Source organism: Bacillus proteolyticus, assembly GCF_001884065.1.
In the GTDB taxonomy this organism is placed as follows: domain Bacteria; phylum Bacillota; class Bacilli; order Bacillales; family Bacillaceae_G; genus Bacillus_A; species Bacillus_A proteolyticus.
Genome location: NZ_MACH01000086.1, coordinates 1 through 17,889, shown reverse-complemented (window position 1 = coordinate 17,889; position 17,889 = coordinate 1). Strand labels below are relative to the sequence as shown.

The window sequence follows — 17,889 nt, the reverse complement described above, 5'->3', positions numbered from 1 at the left end:
TCACGGAAAACTCTAACCTGAGTGCAGGTTAGAGTTTTTCTATATTAAGGGGTATCTAAATGAATGAAAAATGGACAATTATAGATGCGTTGAGCCACTCAAGACATGATTGGCTCAATCGTTTGCAGATGGTTAAAGGAAACCTTTCCCTTGGAAAAGTGGAAGAGATTCATAGGCTCATCGATCGTTTTGTCCAAGAAGCGAGACAAGAATCCAATCTGATGGGGCTATCAATGCCTTTATTTTCAGAGTGGATTTTAACATATAATTGGAAACAGCAGCCGTGCTTATTGGAGTACGAAGTATTAGGGAAATTACATAACTTATCTCATCTAGATGAGACTGTATGTACATGGACGAATCAATTTTTCTCAATGCTTCAGCATAGTTTAGACGTATATGTTGAAAATTATGTTTGTATCACAATTGAATGTGACGCGGAGAATGCTCGTTTCTTTTTTGATTTTCGTGGTAAGCTAACGAGTGTAGAAGAACTACAGAATTGGCTTGCGAACCAAAACAATAAATGGTATTCCATTTCTTATACAGTACGAGACGAAGAAGTCTCAGTTATATTACAACTAATCGAAAAAAGTGTGGTGAAATAATGTTTGTAGATCAGGTCAAGATATATGTAAAAGGCGGCGACGGTGGTAACGGAATGGTTGCGTATCGTCGTGAGAAGTATGTACCTAAAGGTGGCCCAGCAGGTGGCGACGGTGGTAAAGGTGCAGATGTTGTTTTTGTTGTTGAAGAAGGCTTACGTACATTAATGGATTTCCGCTACCAACGTCATTTCAAAGCTGATCGCGGTCAGCACGGAATGAGTAAAGGTCAGCACGGTCGTAAATCTGAAGATTTAATCGTAAAGGTTCCACCAGGAACAATAGTAAAAGATGAAAAAACAGGTCAAATTCTTGCCGATTTAGTAACGCATGAACAAACAGCTGTAATCGCAAGAGGTGGCCGTGGTGGCCGTGGTAACTCACGTTTCGCAACAGCAACGAACCCAGCGCCAGAAATCGCTGAGAACGGGGAACCAGGTCAAGAACGTGATGTTATTCTAGAACTTAAAGTACTAGCAGACGTTGGACTTGTTGGATTCCCAAGTGTAGGTAAATCTACATTATTATCTGTTGTATCATCAGCACGTCCGAAAATTGCAGAGTATCACTTTACAACAATCGTTCCGAATCTTGGAGTTGTTGAAACTGGTGATAACCGCAGCTTCGTTATGGCTGACCTTCCTGGACTAATTGAAGGCGCACATGCCGGCGTTGGACTTGGACACCAATTCTTACGCCATATTGAGCGTACACGTGTAATCGTGCATGTTATTGATATGTCTGGTTTAGAAGGCCGTGAGCCATATGAAGATTATGTCACAATCAATAATGAATTAAAAGAATACAATATGCGTTTAACAGAGCGTCCACAAGTTGTTGTAGCAAACAAAATGGATATGCCAGATGCAGAAGAAAACTTACAAGCATTTAAAGAGAAAGTGGGAGACGAAGTAAAAATCTTCCCAATCTCAGCTGTAACGAAACAAGGTGTTCGTGATTTACTATTTGAAGTAGCGAACTTATTAGAAACAACACCAGAATTCCCAATGTACGATGTTGTCGAAGAGTCTGAAGCAAGTGTAATGTACAAATTTGATGCTGAAAGTCTTAAATTTGAAATTACACGTGAAAGTGACGGCACGTTTGTTATTTCTGGTTACGATATCGAGAAGACATTCAAAATGACGGACTTCTCACGTGATGAATCTATACGTCGTTTCGCTCGTCAAATGCGTGGAATGGGTATTGATGAAGCGCTTCGTGCACGTGGTGCAAAAGACGGAGATATTGTCAAAATTCTTGAATATGAATTTGAATTTATCGATTAAGACTGCCGAAATATGGCGGTCTTTTTTTTATCCCGCTATTTGTGGGCAGTAAAACTCCCATCTCAAAATTCAGCTGGGGCAAAGAAGTTAGGTGGGATCCTTACTGCCCGTAAACGCCAGATTGGTGAAGGTGGATTAAAGTTTCACTTTATATCGTAAAAGTCCGATTCTTATAGGAAAAAATCCCCACTAATTAAATTTTCAATTTATAATAGAAAAAGGAGTAATTTTAGAAGAATATTTATGGGGAGAAAGAGTACATGTATAAAATATTAATTGTGGAAGATGATGAGAAAATCGCGGGAATATTAGAGGAGCATTTAGAAAGGTATGGCTATCAATCATTTAGAGTAAGTGATTTACGTCATATAAAAGATGAGTTCGTAAAAATAAATCCACATCTAGTGTTACTCGATATTAATTTACCGTACTTTGATGGTTTCTATTGGTGTCGTCAAATTCGCACAGTATCGAATGCACCGATTATTTTTGTCTCCGCCAGAACAGGTGAAATGGATCAAGTGATGGCGATTGAGAATGGTGGGGATGATTATATTACGAAGCCATTCCATTTAGATATCGTAATGGCAAAGGTGAAGAGTGCACTTCGCCGTGGATATGGTGAGTATGCTTTGGCAGCGGAAAGTGATTGTTTAGGTGTCAATGGGTTGTTATTATTCCCATCACAGCACACAGTAGAGTGGAAAGGGCAACAAACGGAACTTACAAAAAATGAGTTTTATTTATTAGAATGTTTAATGAAACAAGCGAATCAATACGTAACGCGTGAAGAGTTGTTAGAGGCTTTATGGGATGAAGTAGCATTTGTTGATGATAATACATTAACTGTAAATGTGAAACGTGTAAGGAAGAAGCTAGAGGAGCTAGGCATTAAAAATGCAATTGTAACGAAACGTGGATATGGTTATGCGCTTCTAACTGAGTGGGGCGAAGGGCATGAAGGTTAAAAGTTACCTCATAGATCGTTTTTCCCTAATCCTTTCTTACATTATAAGCCTTTGTTTATTTGGGGTCGTATTGCAGTTGCAAAGTCTTTTAGAAAAGCGATCACTTGACTGGAGTACGTGGTTATATGGCCTTTTATTGGGGACAGTTGTGTTTAGTGTATACCTTATTTACGATTACCGAAAACGAAGTGTGTTTTTAAAGAGAATAGAAAAGTATATTGCCGGTGGACATACGTTACACGATTCGTTACTTATAGATGCTTCTTACACATTAGAGCAAGAAATGGTCGTTGAATCGTTTACGTTATTAAGGCGGCAATATATGAATGAAGTTCATAAACAGCATACGAAAGAGCAACAGCAAATGATTTTTATGAACCAATGGATTCATCAAATGAAAACCCCAGTATCTGTTATTGAATTATTGTTACAGAAATATGGTAAGGAACATCGTGAGGCAAGGGGAACGATTGAAAGTATTCGTGAAGAAAATAACCGTATTTTAAATGGCTTAGATTTAGCGTTACATATGGCAAGATTAGATCAGTTTGCGAAGGATTATAAAGTAGAAGTAGTAAATGTTATAGATGTCATTCGAGATATTATTAATGAAAATCGAAAGTCATTCATTCAATCTTCTGTATTTCCGAAACTGATGGTTGAAGAAGAGGTTTGTATGATTGCGTCTGATAGAAAGTGGCTTAGTATCGCTATGAGTCAAATTGTCGTGAATGCAATTAAGTATACAAAAATTTCGGAGGCAGAGAAAAAGGAAATTCAATTTCAAATTGAAGAGAAAGACCAAAAAGTGTTATTACACATTAAGGACAATGGAATTGGTATTCCAGAGCAAGATGTAAAGCGCATATTTGATCCATTCTTTACGGGGATAAATGGCCGTAAAACGAGAGAAGCGACTGGAATGGGTTTATATATTACGAAGGAAATTTGCGATAATTTACATCATGGAATGTATGTGCAATCGGCTGAAGGAGAAGGAACGACATTCACGTTCCAATTTGCAAAAGATGAAGAATATCATACATTGATGAGAAAAATGACAAAACTGTAAGATAACAAAACGTTTTGTAAGGGAAATCACTCGTTTCTTTTTCTTATTTTTCTTATAGTAAATGTAAGAAGAAAACACATAGGGGGATTAGAAATGAGTGTTCTTGAAGTAAAGGGATTAACAAAGGTGTACCAATCAAAAGGCTCAGTAGCGACGACTGCTTTACATGATATAAATTTTAAAATTGAAGAAGGCGAATTTGTAGGAATTATGGGGCCTTCAGGGAGCGGGAAAACAACGCTTTTAAATTTATTAGCAACAATTGATAAACAAACTTCAGGTCATGTGCTTGTAAATGGTGAAGAAATTAATCAAATGCGTGCTGCAAAATTAGCAGAGTTTCGTCGTACACATTTAGGATTCATTTTCCAAGATTTTAACTTACTTGATACGTTATCGATTAAAGAAAATATTATTTTGCCTCTTGTAATGGCGAAGAAATCTGTAAAAGAAATTGACGCGAAAGTACTTGAAATTGCGAAGTTTTTAAACATCGAAGAAATTTTAAATAAAAAAGTATACGAAGTATCAGGTGGACAACAACAACGTGCAGCTGCTGCGAGAGCGATCATTCATGAACCGACGTTAATTTTAGCAGATGAGCCGACTGGTAATTTAGATTCGAAGTCAGCAAAATCATTAATGGGTGCGTTGCAAGACTTACATGAACAAAAGAAAGTGACAATTGCAATGGTAACGCACGATCCAGTAGCGGCTAGTTATTGTGAACGCATACTTTTCATACGCGATGGAGAGATTTTCTCAGAAATACATAAAGGAAGAACGAAGCAAGCCTTTTTCCAAGAAATTCTAGACGTACTTGCGATGCTAGGAGGAGAATATCATGAACTTTCGCCAGCTCGCGCTTAATAACGTAAAAGGAAATTGGCGTAATTATAAAGCGTTTCTTATTAGTAGTTGTTTATCGATTGTCGTATTTTTCATGTATGCTTCCTTCATTTATCATCCAGATGTCGTCAGCGGTAATATTAGTATGAAGACGATGATTACAAAAGGGTTAGAATCAATGAATTACATCGTAGTCATCTTCTCAGCACTCTTTATTTTATATGCAAATTCAACGTTTTTACGAGCAAGAAAAAAAGAATTCGGTTTATTAACATTAATAGGTGGAACAAAGTCTCAACTTGGCAGAATGATTATATTAGAACAACTTATGTTAGGTAGTATTGCAATTGTAGTAGGTATCGGGATTGGAATGCTTTGTTCAAAACTATTTTTCCAAGCACTCAGTGTCTTACTAAAGGTTGATAAAGCATTGCCGCTTGTGTGGAATGGAAAAGCAGTTCTGATTACAGCTGGCATATACTTTATCCTCTTTTTAATCCTATCATTGTTTAGTGTTTGGACAGTAGGACGTTTGCAAATTATTGATTTATTAAGGGAAGCTAGAAAACAAAAAGTAGAGCCGTTTGCATTTACATGGTTATGTGTAGCAGGAATAGGATGTATTATTGCTGCGTATGTCCTTTGTTTCCAAGTAACAATTATGAATTTTATAATGTATTTCTTACCAATCGTCGGACTGACAATTGGAGGAACGTATTTACTATTTACACAAGGTAGTACAGTCGTATTAAAAGCATTGCAAAAAAGAAAACAATCATTTTATACATATCCAAACATGTTCGTCCTTAGCAATCTTATTTATAAAATGAAAGATAATGCGCGTTTTCTATTTGTTATTTCTATCATTACAGCTGTTGTTTCTTCAGCAGTTGGTACGCTTTATGTATATTTTGAAAATATGAGTGCGAAAACGATAGATCTTACGCCACATGCTATTTCATATGAGGAAAAGGGTATAAATACGCATACCATTATTAACGAGGAAAAAGTACAGGTATTATTAAAAAAGAATGGATTTGAAGATGCACGAAAAATAACCTACGTAAAAATACCTGCAACGCAGAAAATAACGTTTTTTAACAGTGAACATGAAGTGCCAACAGCGATTATTGCAGAGAAAGAATATAATGCGGAAGTGCGTAAACAAAAAAGGGAAGAAGTTAGAGAAGTTCATAATGCACCAGGTAGTGCGACGATGATCATGAGTGATATGACAAATGATCTAGTGAAGATAGATCGTACGAAGCCATATGAAATTACAATTAATGGGCAAAAACAGTCTGTTCAGTTAAATGAACCAACTTCATATTCTGTTTTTAATGATGATGAATATCTCATTGTGAATGATCAAGATTTTGAGAAATACGCAAAACTCGTACCAGATGAAGAAAAGACGAAATATTATGGTTATTATATTGAAGATTGGAAGAGTACTGAAGACCTTGTGTTAGATTTGAAAAAGGAAATTGCGCCAGAAAAGCAAGGAGAACTGAAGAATTCAGTGTTTGCTTATAAAGATATAAGAGAATCAGGAGCAATTACAATGTTCATCGGTTTTTTCGTAGCAGTACTGTTCTTCTTCTTCGCTTGTAGCATGACATACTTTAAATGGTTTAACGATAAAGAACAAGACCGTATTCAATTTAAATCATTAAAGAGAATCGGTATGACAGATAAAGAAATTCGTAAAATTGCAATTCGTCAAATGGGTGTTATCTTCTTTATCCCGATTTTAATCGGTGCAATTCATAGTGGATTTGCTCTTCATACGTTAGGGAAAATGCTTTATATTGATTTATGGAAATCAGGTGCGATTGTAATTGGCGCATACATTGTAGCTTCTGCCATTTACTTTATGATCGCGCAAAGAGGATATTTAAAACACGTAAAAAGCTAGGGAAACCTCTAGCTTTTTGCCTATGTAGTAAGTTACAGGGGGACGATAGATGAACATTCGGCAACTAGCGCTGCAAAATATAAAGGGAAATTGGCGTAATTATAAAGTGTTTTTCTTAAGTAGTTGTTTTGCAATATTTGCGTCTTTTGCATATATGTCTGTCATTGTACATCCGTATATGCAAGAGACGATGTGGTATCAAAATGTACGCTGGGGTCTTATCATATGTAACATTATAATTATTTCTTTTTTTATCATATTTATTTTGTACTCTACTTCTATTTTCATAGAAGCACGTAAGAAAGAACTAGGGTTATATATGTTAATGGGAGCAACGAAATCTAACGTAATAGGAGTGATTATGACCGAGCAAATATTAATTGGAATGTTTGCTAATATTTTCGGTATTGGGCTTGGCATGATCTTTTTAAAGCTCTTCTTCATGGTGTTTAGTATGTTACTTTGTCTCCCGAAAGAACTCCCTGTCATATTTGACGTGAGAGCAATTGGGGGAACGTTTATTGCGTATATGGTCGTATTTGCTGTTTTATCTTTTATAAGTGCTTTACGAATATGGAATATAAAAATCATTCGGTTATTGAAAGAATTTCGAACGGATAAAAAAGAGCGGAAAACATCAAAGTGGCTCTGTTTATTCGGTTTTGCTTGTTTAGGGATAGGATATACGTTATCGCTACAAGCGACGATGCCAACGATAGCATTATACTTTTTTCCTGTTGTTATATTAATTTCTTTTGGAACGTATTTCTCATTTACACACGGCGTTACACAAATATTAGAAATGATAAAACGAAATAAAAAGATTATGTATACATATCCGTATTTATTTATAGTAAACCAATTGTCACATCGAATGAAAGAAAATGGTCGCTTTTTCTTTCTGATGTCTATGGCAACGACGTTTGTAGTTACGGCAACCGGTACGGTGTTCTTATATTTTTCTAGTATGCAAGATATGTGGAGGGACGGAGGGGTACACTCATTTTCGTACATAGAGAAAGGTACTTCTGCTCATGAAGTCTTTGAGGAAGGTACGGTTGAAAAACTGCTGCATCAATATGGGTATGATGATTTTCAATACATGAGTTTTGTTGGAGTGTATGCATCTTTTCAGTCCAATAAGGGGGAAACAGAAGTAACGCCGCTTATAAAGGAAAGTGAATACAATCAAGAGGCAAGAAAACAAAAGCAGAGAACGTATCATCCTAAAAAAGGAACAGTTACACTTGTTTATTATAATAAGCGGAATCATCCGAATTTATATGATCAAAAAGGGATTCAATTACAAGTAATGAATCAAACGCATCAATTGGTATTTAACGGTCAGAAGGAAGGGGTACAATTTAACTATCACCCTTCATACATTAATGGTCTGTTTTTCGTCATGAATGATGAAGATTTTAACAGTATAGCAAATACAATTCCGGATTCTGAAAAAATGATATATAGAGGCTACACATTACCAAATATCGAAAATACAAAGAAATTAAATGCAGATTTACGTAAACATATGAAACAAGATAATAATAATGCATTTCGAAGTAATATGGAATTCTATGTGAGTATGAAAGAAGGCGGTGATATTACTCTATTTGTAGGTTCATTCATTAGTATATTATTCTTTCTTACTTCATGTAGTATCGTATATTTTAAATGGTTTCATAATATTGCATCGGATCGTAAACAGTATGGTGCGCTCTCCAAACTTGGAATGACGAAGGAAGAAGTGTGGAAAATTTCTCGTTGGCAATTGTGTATGCTATTTTTTGCGCCAATTATAGTAGGAAGTATGCATAGTGCAGTTGCGTTATATACGTTTCATAATACTTTCTTTATGGACGGTTCATTAAGAAAAGTAGGTTTGTTTATTCTGTATTATATCGCTGCATGCATCATTTATTTCTTTTTTGCTCAAAGAGAATATAGGAAACATTTAGACTAGCGGATGTTAGTCTTTTTTTAATATTCGAAATTTACATAGAAGAATATAAAAAAGTATGGTATAACAGTAAGAAAACGAAAAAGAGGGGAAAAGACGATGATTCGAGTAGGATATTTAGGACCAGAAGCAACATTTACAAATATGGCGGTGAGTCGTTTTTTTCCGGAAGCGGAGCATGTACCGTATCGAACGATTCCAGATTGTATAGATGCAGCTGCAAATGAAAATGTGGACTTCGCAGTTGTACCGTTAGAAAATGCGATTGAAGGTTCAGTAAATATAACTGTCGATTACCTTGTACATGAGCAACCACTTTCTATTGTAGGAGAAATTACAGTACCGATTCAGCAACACTTACTTGTACATCCCCGGTATGCAGAAGTGTGGGAAGAAGTATATGCTGTACATTCTCATCCACATGCTATTGCACAGTGCCATAAATTTTTAAATGAGGAATTAAAAGGGGTAACCGTTCGTGATATGACATCAACAAGCGCTGCTGCGCAATATGTGAAAGAACATCCTGAAGAAAAAATCGCCGCCATTGCAAATGAAGCAGCGGCAGAAAAATACGGATTAACAATTGTAAGGCGTGACATTCATACGCATAAAAACAATCATACGCGTTTCCTTGTTCTGCATAAGAAAAAGAAAGCAGTACTCCCAAACAACGGAGAAAATCGCGGAGAGAAAACGACACTTATGATAACGTTACCTGCGGATTATGCAGGAGCGCTATATCAAGTGTTATCAGCTTTCGCATGGAGAAAATTGAACTTATCAAAAATCGAATCTCGCCCAATGAAAACAGGTCTTGGAAATTACTTTTTCTTAATCGATGTCGATAAAGCATACGATGACGTATTATTGCCAGGCGTAACGATGGAACTTGAAGCGCTCGGTTTTTCTGTTACTGTGCTGGGGAGTTATTCTTCTTATTGGTTGTAAAAAGCGAGGAGGCTGTTAAACTTGCTTGAAACGAAACGTTGTTTATTAAATACAGTTCATGAATTAGATTACGAAAGTATAAAAGAACTATATTTAAATGAAGAAGTGAGAAAATATCTTGGTGGACCGCGTGAAGAAGAGTCGATTAGAGATGTTTTGAATGATATGTTGCATCCGGAAGAAAACTGTTGGTATTGGATTGTTAAAGAGAAGGAAACAAAAGCATTTTTGGGAGTAGTATCGCTCGATCCAAATGATGTTAATAAAGATATTGAAGTATCTTATCAATTTTTACCGATGTACTGGGGAGTTGGCTATGCAACAGAAGTTGTTCAGGCTTTAATTCAGTATGGTTTTCGGGAATTACATTTATCAAAAGTAATTGCAGTAACACAAATGGCTAATATACCTTCGCGTAAACTTTTAGAACGGTTACGTATGAAATTAATTCAAACGTATTATCGGTTTGGGGCAGAGCAAGCTGTCTATTCTATTGAATCAACGGAGATAATTTTGCTAGATTAATAAAATCCCACCTGCAGAAGGTGGGATTCTTTATTTTAACTTCGCAAGCCGATCCTCTAACTGACCACGCCAAATGTCTGCTAGTTCTGGTACAGCAAGAATCTTCTCAATGCCATCTCTATCTTTTCTATTATGGAAATAGATTTCGTTAGAGAAAAGAACAGAAACATTACTCGGTTGACGCTCTAGTAATGTCATTTTAGAATCTTTACGTACAGCACCTTCTTGAAGAACGCGGCATAAGTATCCAGTATATCCAGTTGCTACAATGCGAGGAAGTATGCCAGGAATACCGAGGCGTTTTGAAATAGTGCTACAAGGTACTCTCGATTGTGTTACTTGAATGATTGCTTCACCTAGTTGATATGTATCTCCGATGCAAACATCACGCTCTAACATATTTGTTACGGTAATGTTTTCGCCAAATGTGGAAGCTGGAAGTGTTGTTTGGAATTCTTCTTCCCATAGTGCGTAATGTTCGTATGGATACACACAAACAGCGCGGTCAGGTCCCCCGTGATGTTTTAAATCTGCTACATCATCACCACGGAATCCATCTTTTGAGAGAAAGGCCTCTTCTGTAGGATCTTTACATATACCTGTTATCATTTCTTTATCTTCGCCATATTTCATTTGTTTCGGTTTACCGGTGCTAAAGTGAACGAGTTCAATTCCCATATTTGACCTCCTTTACAATTGATTACAATATTATATCATTTACAAAATAAAAGCACAGAGAATGATGAAAAACTCTGTGCTTTACATTAATTAATAAACGAGAAATCCAGCACGGTCTAGTGCCTCACAAGCAGCATCTAATTTCTCTTTAGAATCTGCTTCGATTGTATGTAAGTGAATACCATCTGTTAGTTGCGAAAGGTAGGAAGCGTTTGTGTTCTCGATTTTTTGTAAATATTGCTCTACATCAAAGCGATTACTTACCATGATCGATGCTGTTAAATCGCCGTATACAGGATGCTCAACTTTTACGTCTTTAATCGTAACACCGTGGTCCACTAACATTGTAAGTTCTTGGCGTACTTCGGCTGGTTTGTGTTGGCATACGATTACGCGTTCAAAAGCTTGTTGCTTCGCTTGTGGTTTTAAATATAAATATCCTTGAGCAGTCGCAATAATGGGTTCATTTCGTGCTTTTAGTAAGGAAATATCTTGTACGATAACTTGCCTACTTACATTTGTTTTTTTAGATAACTCACTCCCCGATAATGGTTCATTTGCAGCGAGAAGCCATTGAAGAATAAGCTGACGTCTTTCTTCACCTAAAATCTTTTTTTGATCATTTTGTTTCATTATGATTTAACACCTCTATAAAATTGATTTCCAATTGTGTGTAGTGCATGAATAGTTGTATCAATTTGTTCTTTCGTTGTGTGATGTCCGAAAGAAAAGCGGACATATTGTTTTGCCTCTTCATACGTTTTTCCAATTGCGACCATTGTTTTTGAAGGTTCTTGTTTACCGACTTGGCAAGCACTTCCGGTGGAAATGGCAATACCATGACGATTACATTCTAGCATTGTATATTGACCTTCTATTCCTTTTATTGTAACCCCAATAATATGTGGTAAACAAGAAGTAGAATGACCTTCTACTTCAATTTCTAGAGGAAGTGTTTGTAATTGCTTTAAAAAATAGGATCGTAACTCTTGAAAACGGAAGCTCTCTTTCTTTTGATTTTTTAATATATGCTCTGCAGCCGTTAAAAAAGCAGCGATGCCAGGAACGTTCACTGTACCAGGGCGAAACCCTTTTTCATGAGAAGTTCCCGGAAATACTTGTTCCCAGCGCATTTGCGGATTTATATAGCAAGCGCCGACACCTTTTGGGCCGTATATTTTATGTGCTGAAACAGAAAGGCTATCAATCCCCATCTCAAAAACATGGATAGGCAGTTTACCAAATGTTTGCACACAATCCGTATGAAATAAAACATTATATTTTTTTAAAAGTGCCCCGATTTCTGTAATGTTTTGAACGGTTCCGATTTCAGAGTTTCCATGCTGTATGCTTGCTAGAACAGTATTTTCCGTAATAGTTGCTTCTAAATCTGCTAAATGAATTAGCCCACTTTTATCAACAGGAATTTCAGTAATTGTATAGCCTTGCGATTGTAAGGATTGAAAATAACTTCGAATCGATGCGTGTTCCATAGGTGTCGTAATAATATGTTTCTCATTTCTAGCATTTAGAAGTGATTGAATCGCAAGATAGTTAGACTCTGAACCACCGCTTGTGAAGAATACACCTTGTTCCTTCCCACCGATCATTTCTGCAAATGTTTCTCTACAAACTTGTAATAAAGAAGATGCACTTCCACCAATATCGTGTAAACTTTGTTCATTTCCGAAATATGTTTTCGTCGCTTGTATATATGTTTCTAAAGCTTCTTCGCTCATAGGTGTTGTTGCTGCGTAATCAAGATATATCATCATGTGAATTCCTCTCTTCAGTAAGAGTGATGTTTATTTTCGTTTTGAGAATGATATTGAAAATAAGAATTGTAAAAAAACTCTTGTCATTATTTTAAAACTATGTAAATATAGGTGTCAAGACAGTTGAAAAGTGTAAAGTAGGAGGCAACAATTATGCCAAGTGCAGATGTCTTGATTATTGGAAGTGGCGTTGCGGCACTTCGTGTTGCAAAAGAGCTTTGTCACGAAAAGAATGTGATAATTATCACAAAAAAAACAGGACGCAATAACAATACATATTTAGCTCAAGGGGGAATTGCAGCGGCTGTTGCTGCATATGACGATCCGAGTGGGCATTTTGAAGATACATTAGTGGCAGGTTGTCATTATAACAATGAAGAGGCAGTTCGGTATTTAGTTGAAGAGGGGCCGAAAGAAATAAATAAGCTTATTACAAATGGGATGAAATTTGATGGGGATGAAAAAGAGCTCCACCTTGGTAAAGAAGGAGCGCATCGAAAACGTCGTATTTTACATGCGGGAGGAGATGCAACTGGTAAAAATTTATTAGAACATTTAATTCAAGAAGTAGTTCCGTACGTTACTGTTGTAGAGCAAGAGATGGTGCTCGATTTTATGATAGAAAATAATAAATGCATAGGGGCTTTAACACGAAATAGTGAAGGAGAGCTGAAGCGTTATTATGCTGATTATACGGTGTTAGCATCAGGCGGAATAGGTGGTTTGTATGCCTTTACGTCGAATGACGAGACAATTACAGGAGATGGACTTGCGATGATATATCGAGCTGGTGGTGAACTAGTTGATCTAGAATTTGTACAATTTCATCCGACAATGTTATACGTGGGCGGGCGATGTTGCGGTCTCGTTTCTGAAGCAGTCCGCGGGGAAGGAGCTGTCCTTATAAATGAAAAGGGACAGCGTTTTATGATGGATATACATCCCGGGAAAGATCTTGCTCCGCGTGATGTAGTGGCAAGAGCTATTCATGAACAACTTCTTGCGGGTGAAAAAGTGTACTTAAACATCGAAACTATTCAAAACTTTGAACAGCGTTTTCCGACTGTTTCATCATTATGTAAAAAGAATGGCGTTGACTTAAAAGAGAACCTTATTCCGGTCGTACCGGGTGCTCATTTTCATATGGGCGGCGTGAAGACGAATTGTGATGGGGAGACGTCCATTTCCAACTTATATGCGGTCGGTGAAGTGGCGTGTAATGGAGTTCATGGTGCGAACAGATTGGCGAGTAATTCATTATTGGAAGGTCTTGTGTTCGGAAGGCGGATAGGGAAACACATTTTAGCTAGACCAGCACAAGAAAGAAAAAGTATATCAGAAGAAAGAGAAAAAAGTTTTATAGCTCTTAATGATTTACCTTTGAAAGAAGAAATACAAGAATACATGATGAAGTATGTTGGGATTGTGCGAACAGAGAAAAATTTATCATATGCTATGAGATGGTTTAGTAGATACGGTGTGAGAAATATGATATTACAATATGATGCTCTTACAGATGAAGAGATTACGCTTATTAATATGTTAACAGTTTGTGAGCTTATAACAGTATCAGCATTGCAAAGAGAAGAAAGTATTGGTGGTCATTATCGCAGTGATTATCCAGAAAGAAATAAAGTAAGGAAAGAGATTATTCGAGTGAGAAGAAAACTACAACTGGTTTAATGAGGAGAAGAGGGGTTTTATGAACACATTAAAAATTAAGGAAGCGCTAAATAGATTTTTTCTAGAAGATATAGGAGAAAGAGATGTAACATCGCAGCTTATCTTTCCCGATAATGCAATTGCAAAAGGAACGTTTCTTGTAAAGGATACAGGGGTCTTTGCGGGGAGTTTAGTGATAGAAGAGGGTTTTAAACTAATTGATGAAAAAATTGAAGTTACACTCCATAAAAAAGATGGGGACTTAGTAGAAAAAGGTGAAATTATAGCAACAGCTAAAGGGCCTATTGCATCTTTATTAACAGCGGAGCGCGTTATATTAAATATTATTCAGCGTATGAGCGGGATAGCAACGATGACTCGTAAAGCAGTACTTACGTTAGATAGCAATCATACGCGTATTTGTGATACGAGAAAAACGATGCCGGGACTACGTATGTTTGATAAATATGCGGTAGTGTGCGGAGGTGGATTTAACCACAGATTCGGTTTGTATGATGGTGTCATGATTAAAGACAATCATATTACGTTTACTGGATCGATTACAAAAGCTGTTACATCGGTGAAAGAAAGATTGGGACATATGGTGAAAGTAGAAGTCGAAACAGAGACGGAGGCGCAAGTGAGAGAAGCGGTAGAGGCCGGCGCAGATATTATCATGTTCGATAATCGCACGCCAGATGAGATTCGTGAGTTTTCAAAAATTGTACCGAGTGCCATCGTTACGGAGGCTTCAGGTGGCATTACAATTGAAGATTTATCGAAATACGGAAAAACAGGAGTGGATTATATTTCACTTGGGGCGTTAACACATTCAGTGAAAGCACTTGATATTAGTTTTAATATTGAGGCGTGATGAGAGTGGTTTAGAGGGGGAGAATCATAAATGGGTATTTTAGAGAAAGTGCAGCCAATCGAAGTAATGTTACCAGAGCGTTATCAAACGGCGTCTACATTAGAAATGGAAGAGCGTGTTCGCGAAATTAAAGAAAAAATGGGTGAATTGCTATTTATCCCAGGGCATCATTATCAAAAAGATGAAGTGGTACAATTTTCAGATGCGGCAGGGGATTCGTTGCAACTTGCACAAGTTGCGGCGAGTAATAAAGAGGCGAAATATATTGTGTTTTGTGGTGTGCACTTTATGGCGGAAACAGCAGATATGTTAACGACAGAGGATCAAGTTGTCATCTTACCAGATATGCGTGCAGGGTGTTCAATGGCGGATATGGCAGATATTGAACAAACAGAAAGAGCGTGGAAAGAGCTCGCGAAATTATTTGGGGATACGATGATTCCACTAACGTATGTAAATTCAACAGCTGCTATTAAAGCATTTTGCGGTCGTAATGGAGGGGCAACAGTAACCTCTTCTAATGCAAAACAAATGGTGTCTTGGGCGTTTACACAAAAAGAACGTCTCGTCTTTTTGCCAGACCAACATTTAGGAAGAAATACAGCGTACGACTTAGGCATCCCATTAGATAAAATGGCAGTATGGAACCCGCATACAGATTCATTAGAGTACGATGGAGATCTAGAAGGAATTCAAGTGATTTTATGGAAAGGTCATTGTTCTGTTCATCAAAATTTTACTGTGAAAAATATTGAAAGTGTGCGAAAAAATCATCCGGATATGAATATTATTGTTCACCCTGAATGTTGTTATGAAGTTGTTGCTGCATCCGATTATGCAGGATCAACGAAATATATTATTGATATGATTGAAGCTGCTCCAGTGGGAAGTAAGTGGGCGATTGGTACAGAGATGAATTTAGTGAACCGAATTATTCAGCAACATCCAGATAAAGAAATTATGTCGTTAAATCCGTTTATGTGTCCGTGCTTAACAATGAACCGAATTGATTTACCTCACTTACTATGGGCGCTTGAGAATATAGAAAGAGGAGAAGAAATTAACGTTATTCGTGTAGAAAATAAAGTAACCGAAGAAGCAGTTCTGGCATTAAATCGTATGTTAGAACGCGTTTAAAGCAACGGGATTTCCGTTGCTTTTTTTGTACATATAATCATAACAAGAATGAAATAGGCATACATTGTGTTGAGGAAATCATTGTGATTTTTTTATCCCGCTATTTGCGGGCAGTAAAACTTCTCACTTCAAACTTCGGCTGATGCAAAGAAGTTTGGTGAGGGCTAATAATCAGTGCGGGAGAACACCCCACTGATTAAAGTTTCACTTTATGCTTATTCCACTTCAAATGATATTGAAAATCGAAGAAGTGATGAAAGTGAAAAGAAGTTAATGTTATTTAGAAAGGGTTACTTCATGAGATTTGTTACTTATAGATAAGTTATACAGGAGGGGGAAAATTTGAAAATTCATATCGTGCAAAAAGGGGATACCCTTTGGAAAATTGCAAAAAAGTACGGAGTGGATTTTGACACGCTGAAAAAAACAAATACACAGCTTAGTAATCCAGATTTAATCATGCCAGGTATGAAAATTAAAGTGCCATCAAACGGCGTTCATGTGAAACAACAGCCTGGAGCGGGTTCTACGCCGCCAAAACAATATGTAAAAGAGGTGCAACAAAAAGAGTTTGCATCAACATCAACTCCACTTGGAATAGAAGATGAAGAGGAAATTACGTATCAATCAGCACCTATTACACAAGAGCCAGCTATGCAACAAACGCAAAAAGAAATGCAGGTAAAACCGCAAAAAGAAATGCAGGTAAAACCGCAAAAAGAAATGCAAGTGAAACCACAAAAAGAAATACAGGTGAAGCCGCAAAAAGAAGTACAACAAGAAAAGCCGATTCAAAAAGAAAAACCAGTTGAAATGCCGTCTGTTATTCAAAAACCACCTGTTATAGAGAAAGTAGAAAAGCAAAAGCCAACTACGAAGGAGAATACTAAATTTTCCATTAATGTATTGCCACAGCCACCGCAACCGCCAATTAAAGCGAAAAAAGAATATAAAATTTCAGATGTAATAAAAAAGGGAAGCGAGTTAATTGCTCCTCAAATTAATAAAATGAAACCTAACAACGTCATTTCTCCGCAAACGAAAAAAGAAAATATAGGAAATGTCTCACCACAAGTGAAAAAAGAAAACGTAGGAAACATAATTTCACCGCAAGTGAAAAAAGAAAATATAGGGAACATAGTCTCACCGCAAGTGAAGAAAGAAAATGTAGGGAATATAGTCTCACCGCAAGTGAAAAAAGAAAATATAGGGAACATAGTCTCACCGCAAGTGAAGAAAGAAAATGTAGGGAATATAGTCTCGCCACAAGTGAAAAAAGAAAACATAGGGAATATAGTCTCACCGCAAGTGAAGAAAGAAAATATAGGGAACATAGTCTCACCGCAAGTGAAGAAAGAAAATGTAGGAAATATAGTCTCGCCACAAGTGAAGAAAGAAAATATAGGGAATATAGTCTCACCAAACGTATCAAAAGAAAATGTTACTATCCCGCAAGTAATACCGCCAAATATACAAGTGCCGAACATAATGCCAATAATGGATAATAACCAACCACCAAATATAATGCCAATAATGGATAACGACCAACCGCCAAATATAATGCCAATAATGGATAACAACCAAATGCCGAATATAATGCCAATAATGGATAACAACCAAATGCCG

15 protein-coding genes and 1 pseudogene are annotated in these 17,889 nt (G+C 36.8%); 13 read left to right on the top strand and 3 right to left on the bottom strand.

Annotated features, from left to right (window positions below):
• Positions 1 to 59: 59 nt before the first annotated feature.
• The 9 genes from BAQ49_RS13610 (at position 60) to BAQ49_RS13570 (ending at position 10,137) form a co-directional block, all read left to right on the top strand.
• On the top strand, positions 60 to 608 hold the full coding sequence (locus BAQ49_RS13610; protein ID WP_071745758.1) for a sporulation initiation phosphotransferase B: 549 nt from the start codon (positions 60 to 62) through the stop codon (positions 606 to 608).
• A complete protein-coding gene (obgE, locus tag BAQ49_RS13605; protein WP_000497121.1) occupies positions 608 to 1,894 on the top strand; it encodes a GTPase ObgE in 1,287 nt (428 codons plus the stop codon). Before BAQ49_RS13610 ends, obgE begins: the two co-directional genes overlap by 1 nt.
• A gap of 260 nt (positions 1,895 to 2,154) precedes the next feature.
• Entirely contained in the window at positions 2,155 to 2,862 is a 708-nt protein-coding gene (locus tag BAQ49_RS13600) for a response regulator transcription factor (protein WP_071745757.1), read from the top strand.
• Positions 2,852 to 3,934 carry a HAMP domain-containing histidine kinase gene (locus BAQ49_RS13595; RefSeq protein WP_071745756.1) on the top strand — a complete coding sequence of 361 codons (1,083 nt, stop codon included), beginning with the start codon at positions 2,852 to 2,854 and terminating at the stop codon, positions 3,932 to 3,934. Before BAQ49_RS13600 ends, BAQ49_RS13595 begins: the two co-directional genes overlap by 11 nt.
• Before the next feature lie 93 nt (positions 3,935 to 4,027).
• The gene (locus BAQ49_RS13590; RefSeq protein ID WP_000114521.1) at positions 4,028 to 4,804 is read left to right on the top strand and encodes an ABC transporter ATP-binding protein; all 777 of its coding nucleotides are present in this window, start codon (positions 4,028 to 4,030) and stop codon (positions 4,802 to 4,804) included.
• Positions 4,779 to 6,701, top strand: a complete 1,923-nt coding sequence (locus BAQ49_RS13585) for an ABC transporter permease (RefSeq protein WP_071745755.1) — start codon at positions 4,779 to 4,781, stop codon at positions 6,699 to 6,701. Before BAQ49_RS13590 ends, BAQ49_RS13585 begins: the two co-directional genes overlap by 26 nt.
• A 49-nt stretch (positions 6,702 to 6,750) precedes the next feature.
• On the top strand, positions 6,751 to 8,664 hold the full coding sequence (locus BAQ49_RS13580) for an ABC transporter permease (RefSeq protein ID WP_071745754.1): 1,914 nt from the start codon (positions 6,751 to 6,753) through the stop codon (positions 8,662 to 8,664).
• Positions 8,665 to 8,760: 96 nt separating this feature from the next.
• Positions 8,761 to 9,612 carry a prephenate dehydratase gene (pheA, locus tag BAQ49_RS13575; protein ID WP_071745753.1) on the top strand — a complete coding sequence of 284 codons (852 nt, stop codon included), beginning with the start codon at positions 8,761 to 8,763 and terminating at the stop codon, positions 9,610 to 9,612.
• Between the two features lie 21 nt (positions 9,613 to 9,633).
• Positions 9,634 to 10,137 (top strand): GNAT family N-acetyltransferase, encoded by a 504-nt coding sequence (locus tag BAQ49_RS13570; protein WP_071745752.1) that lies wholly within the window; start codon positions 9,634 to 9,636, stop codon positions 10,135 to 10,137.
• 30 nt (positions 10,138 to 10,167) lie between these two features.
• Here the strand turns inward: BAQ49_RS13570 and BAQ49_RS13565 are convergent, their stop codons facing one another.
• The 3 genes from BAQ49_RS13565 to BAQ49_RS13555 all read right to left on the bottom strand — a co-directional run bounded on the left by BAQ49_RS13565 (position 10,168) and on the right by BAQ49_RS13555 (position 12,590).
• Complete coding sequence (locus BAQ49_RS13565) at positions 10,168 to 10,815, bottom strand: MOSC domain-containing protein (protein ID WP_071745751.1); 648 nt, start codon at positions 10,813 to 10,815, stop codon at positions 10,168 to 10,170.
• Between the two features lie 90 nt (positions 10,816 to 10,905).
• Positions 10,906 to 11,448: a transcription repressor NadR gene (locus BAQ49_RS13560; protein WP_071745750.1), complete on the bottom strand. Its 543-nt coding sequence runs from the start codon at positions 11,446 to 11,448 to the stop codon at positions 10,906 to 10,908.
• A complete protein-coding gene (locus BAQ49_RS13555) occupies positions 11,448 to 12,590 on the bottom strand; it encodes an IscS subfamily cysteine desulfurase (protein ID WP_071745749.1) in 1,143 nt (380 codons plus the stop codon). Before BAQ49_RS13555 ends, BAQ49_RS13560 begins: the two co-directional genes overlap by 1 nt.
• 153 nt (positions 12,591 to 12,743) lie before the next feature.
• On the opposite strand from BAQ49_RS13555, the gene nadB reads away from it, so the two are divergent.
• From nadB to exsA, 4 genes and pseudogenes are all read left to right on the top strand, one after another.
• A complete protein-coding gene (gene nadB / locus BAQ49_RS13550) occupies positions 12,744 to 14,273 on the top strand; it encodes an L-aspartate oxidase (RefSeq protein WP_071745748.1) in 1,530 nt (509 codons plus the stop codon).
• A 19-nt stretch (positions 14,274 to 14,292) separates the two neighbouring features.
• Entirely contained in the window at positions 14,293 to 15,126 is an 834-nt protein-coding gene (gene nadC, locus BAQ49_RS13545) for a carboxylating nicotinate-nucleotide diphosphorylase (protein ID WP_071745747.1), read from the top strand.
• A 30-nt stretch (positions 15,127 to 15,156) separates the two neighbouring features.
• Positions 15,157 to 16,263, top strand: coding sequence for a quinolinate synthase NadA (nadA, locus tag BAQ49_RS13540; protein ID WP_071745746.1), 1,107 nt, complete (start codon positions 15,157 to 15,159; stop codon positions 16,261 to 16,263).
• 342 nt (positions 16,264 to 16,605) lie between these two features.
• Positions 16,606 to 17,889 (top strand): annotated as a pseudogene (exsA, locus tag BAQ49_RS13535) (spore coat assembly protein ExsA); the annotation flags it as partial.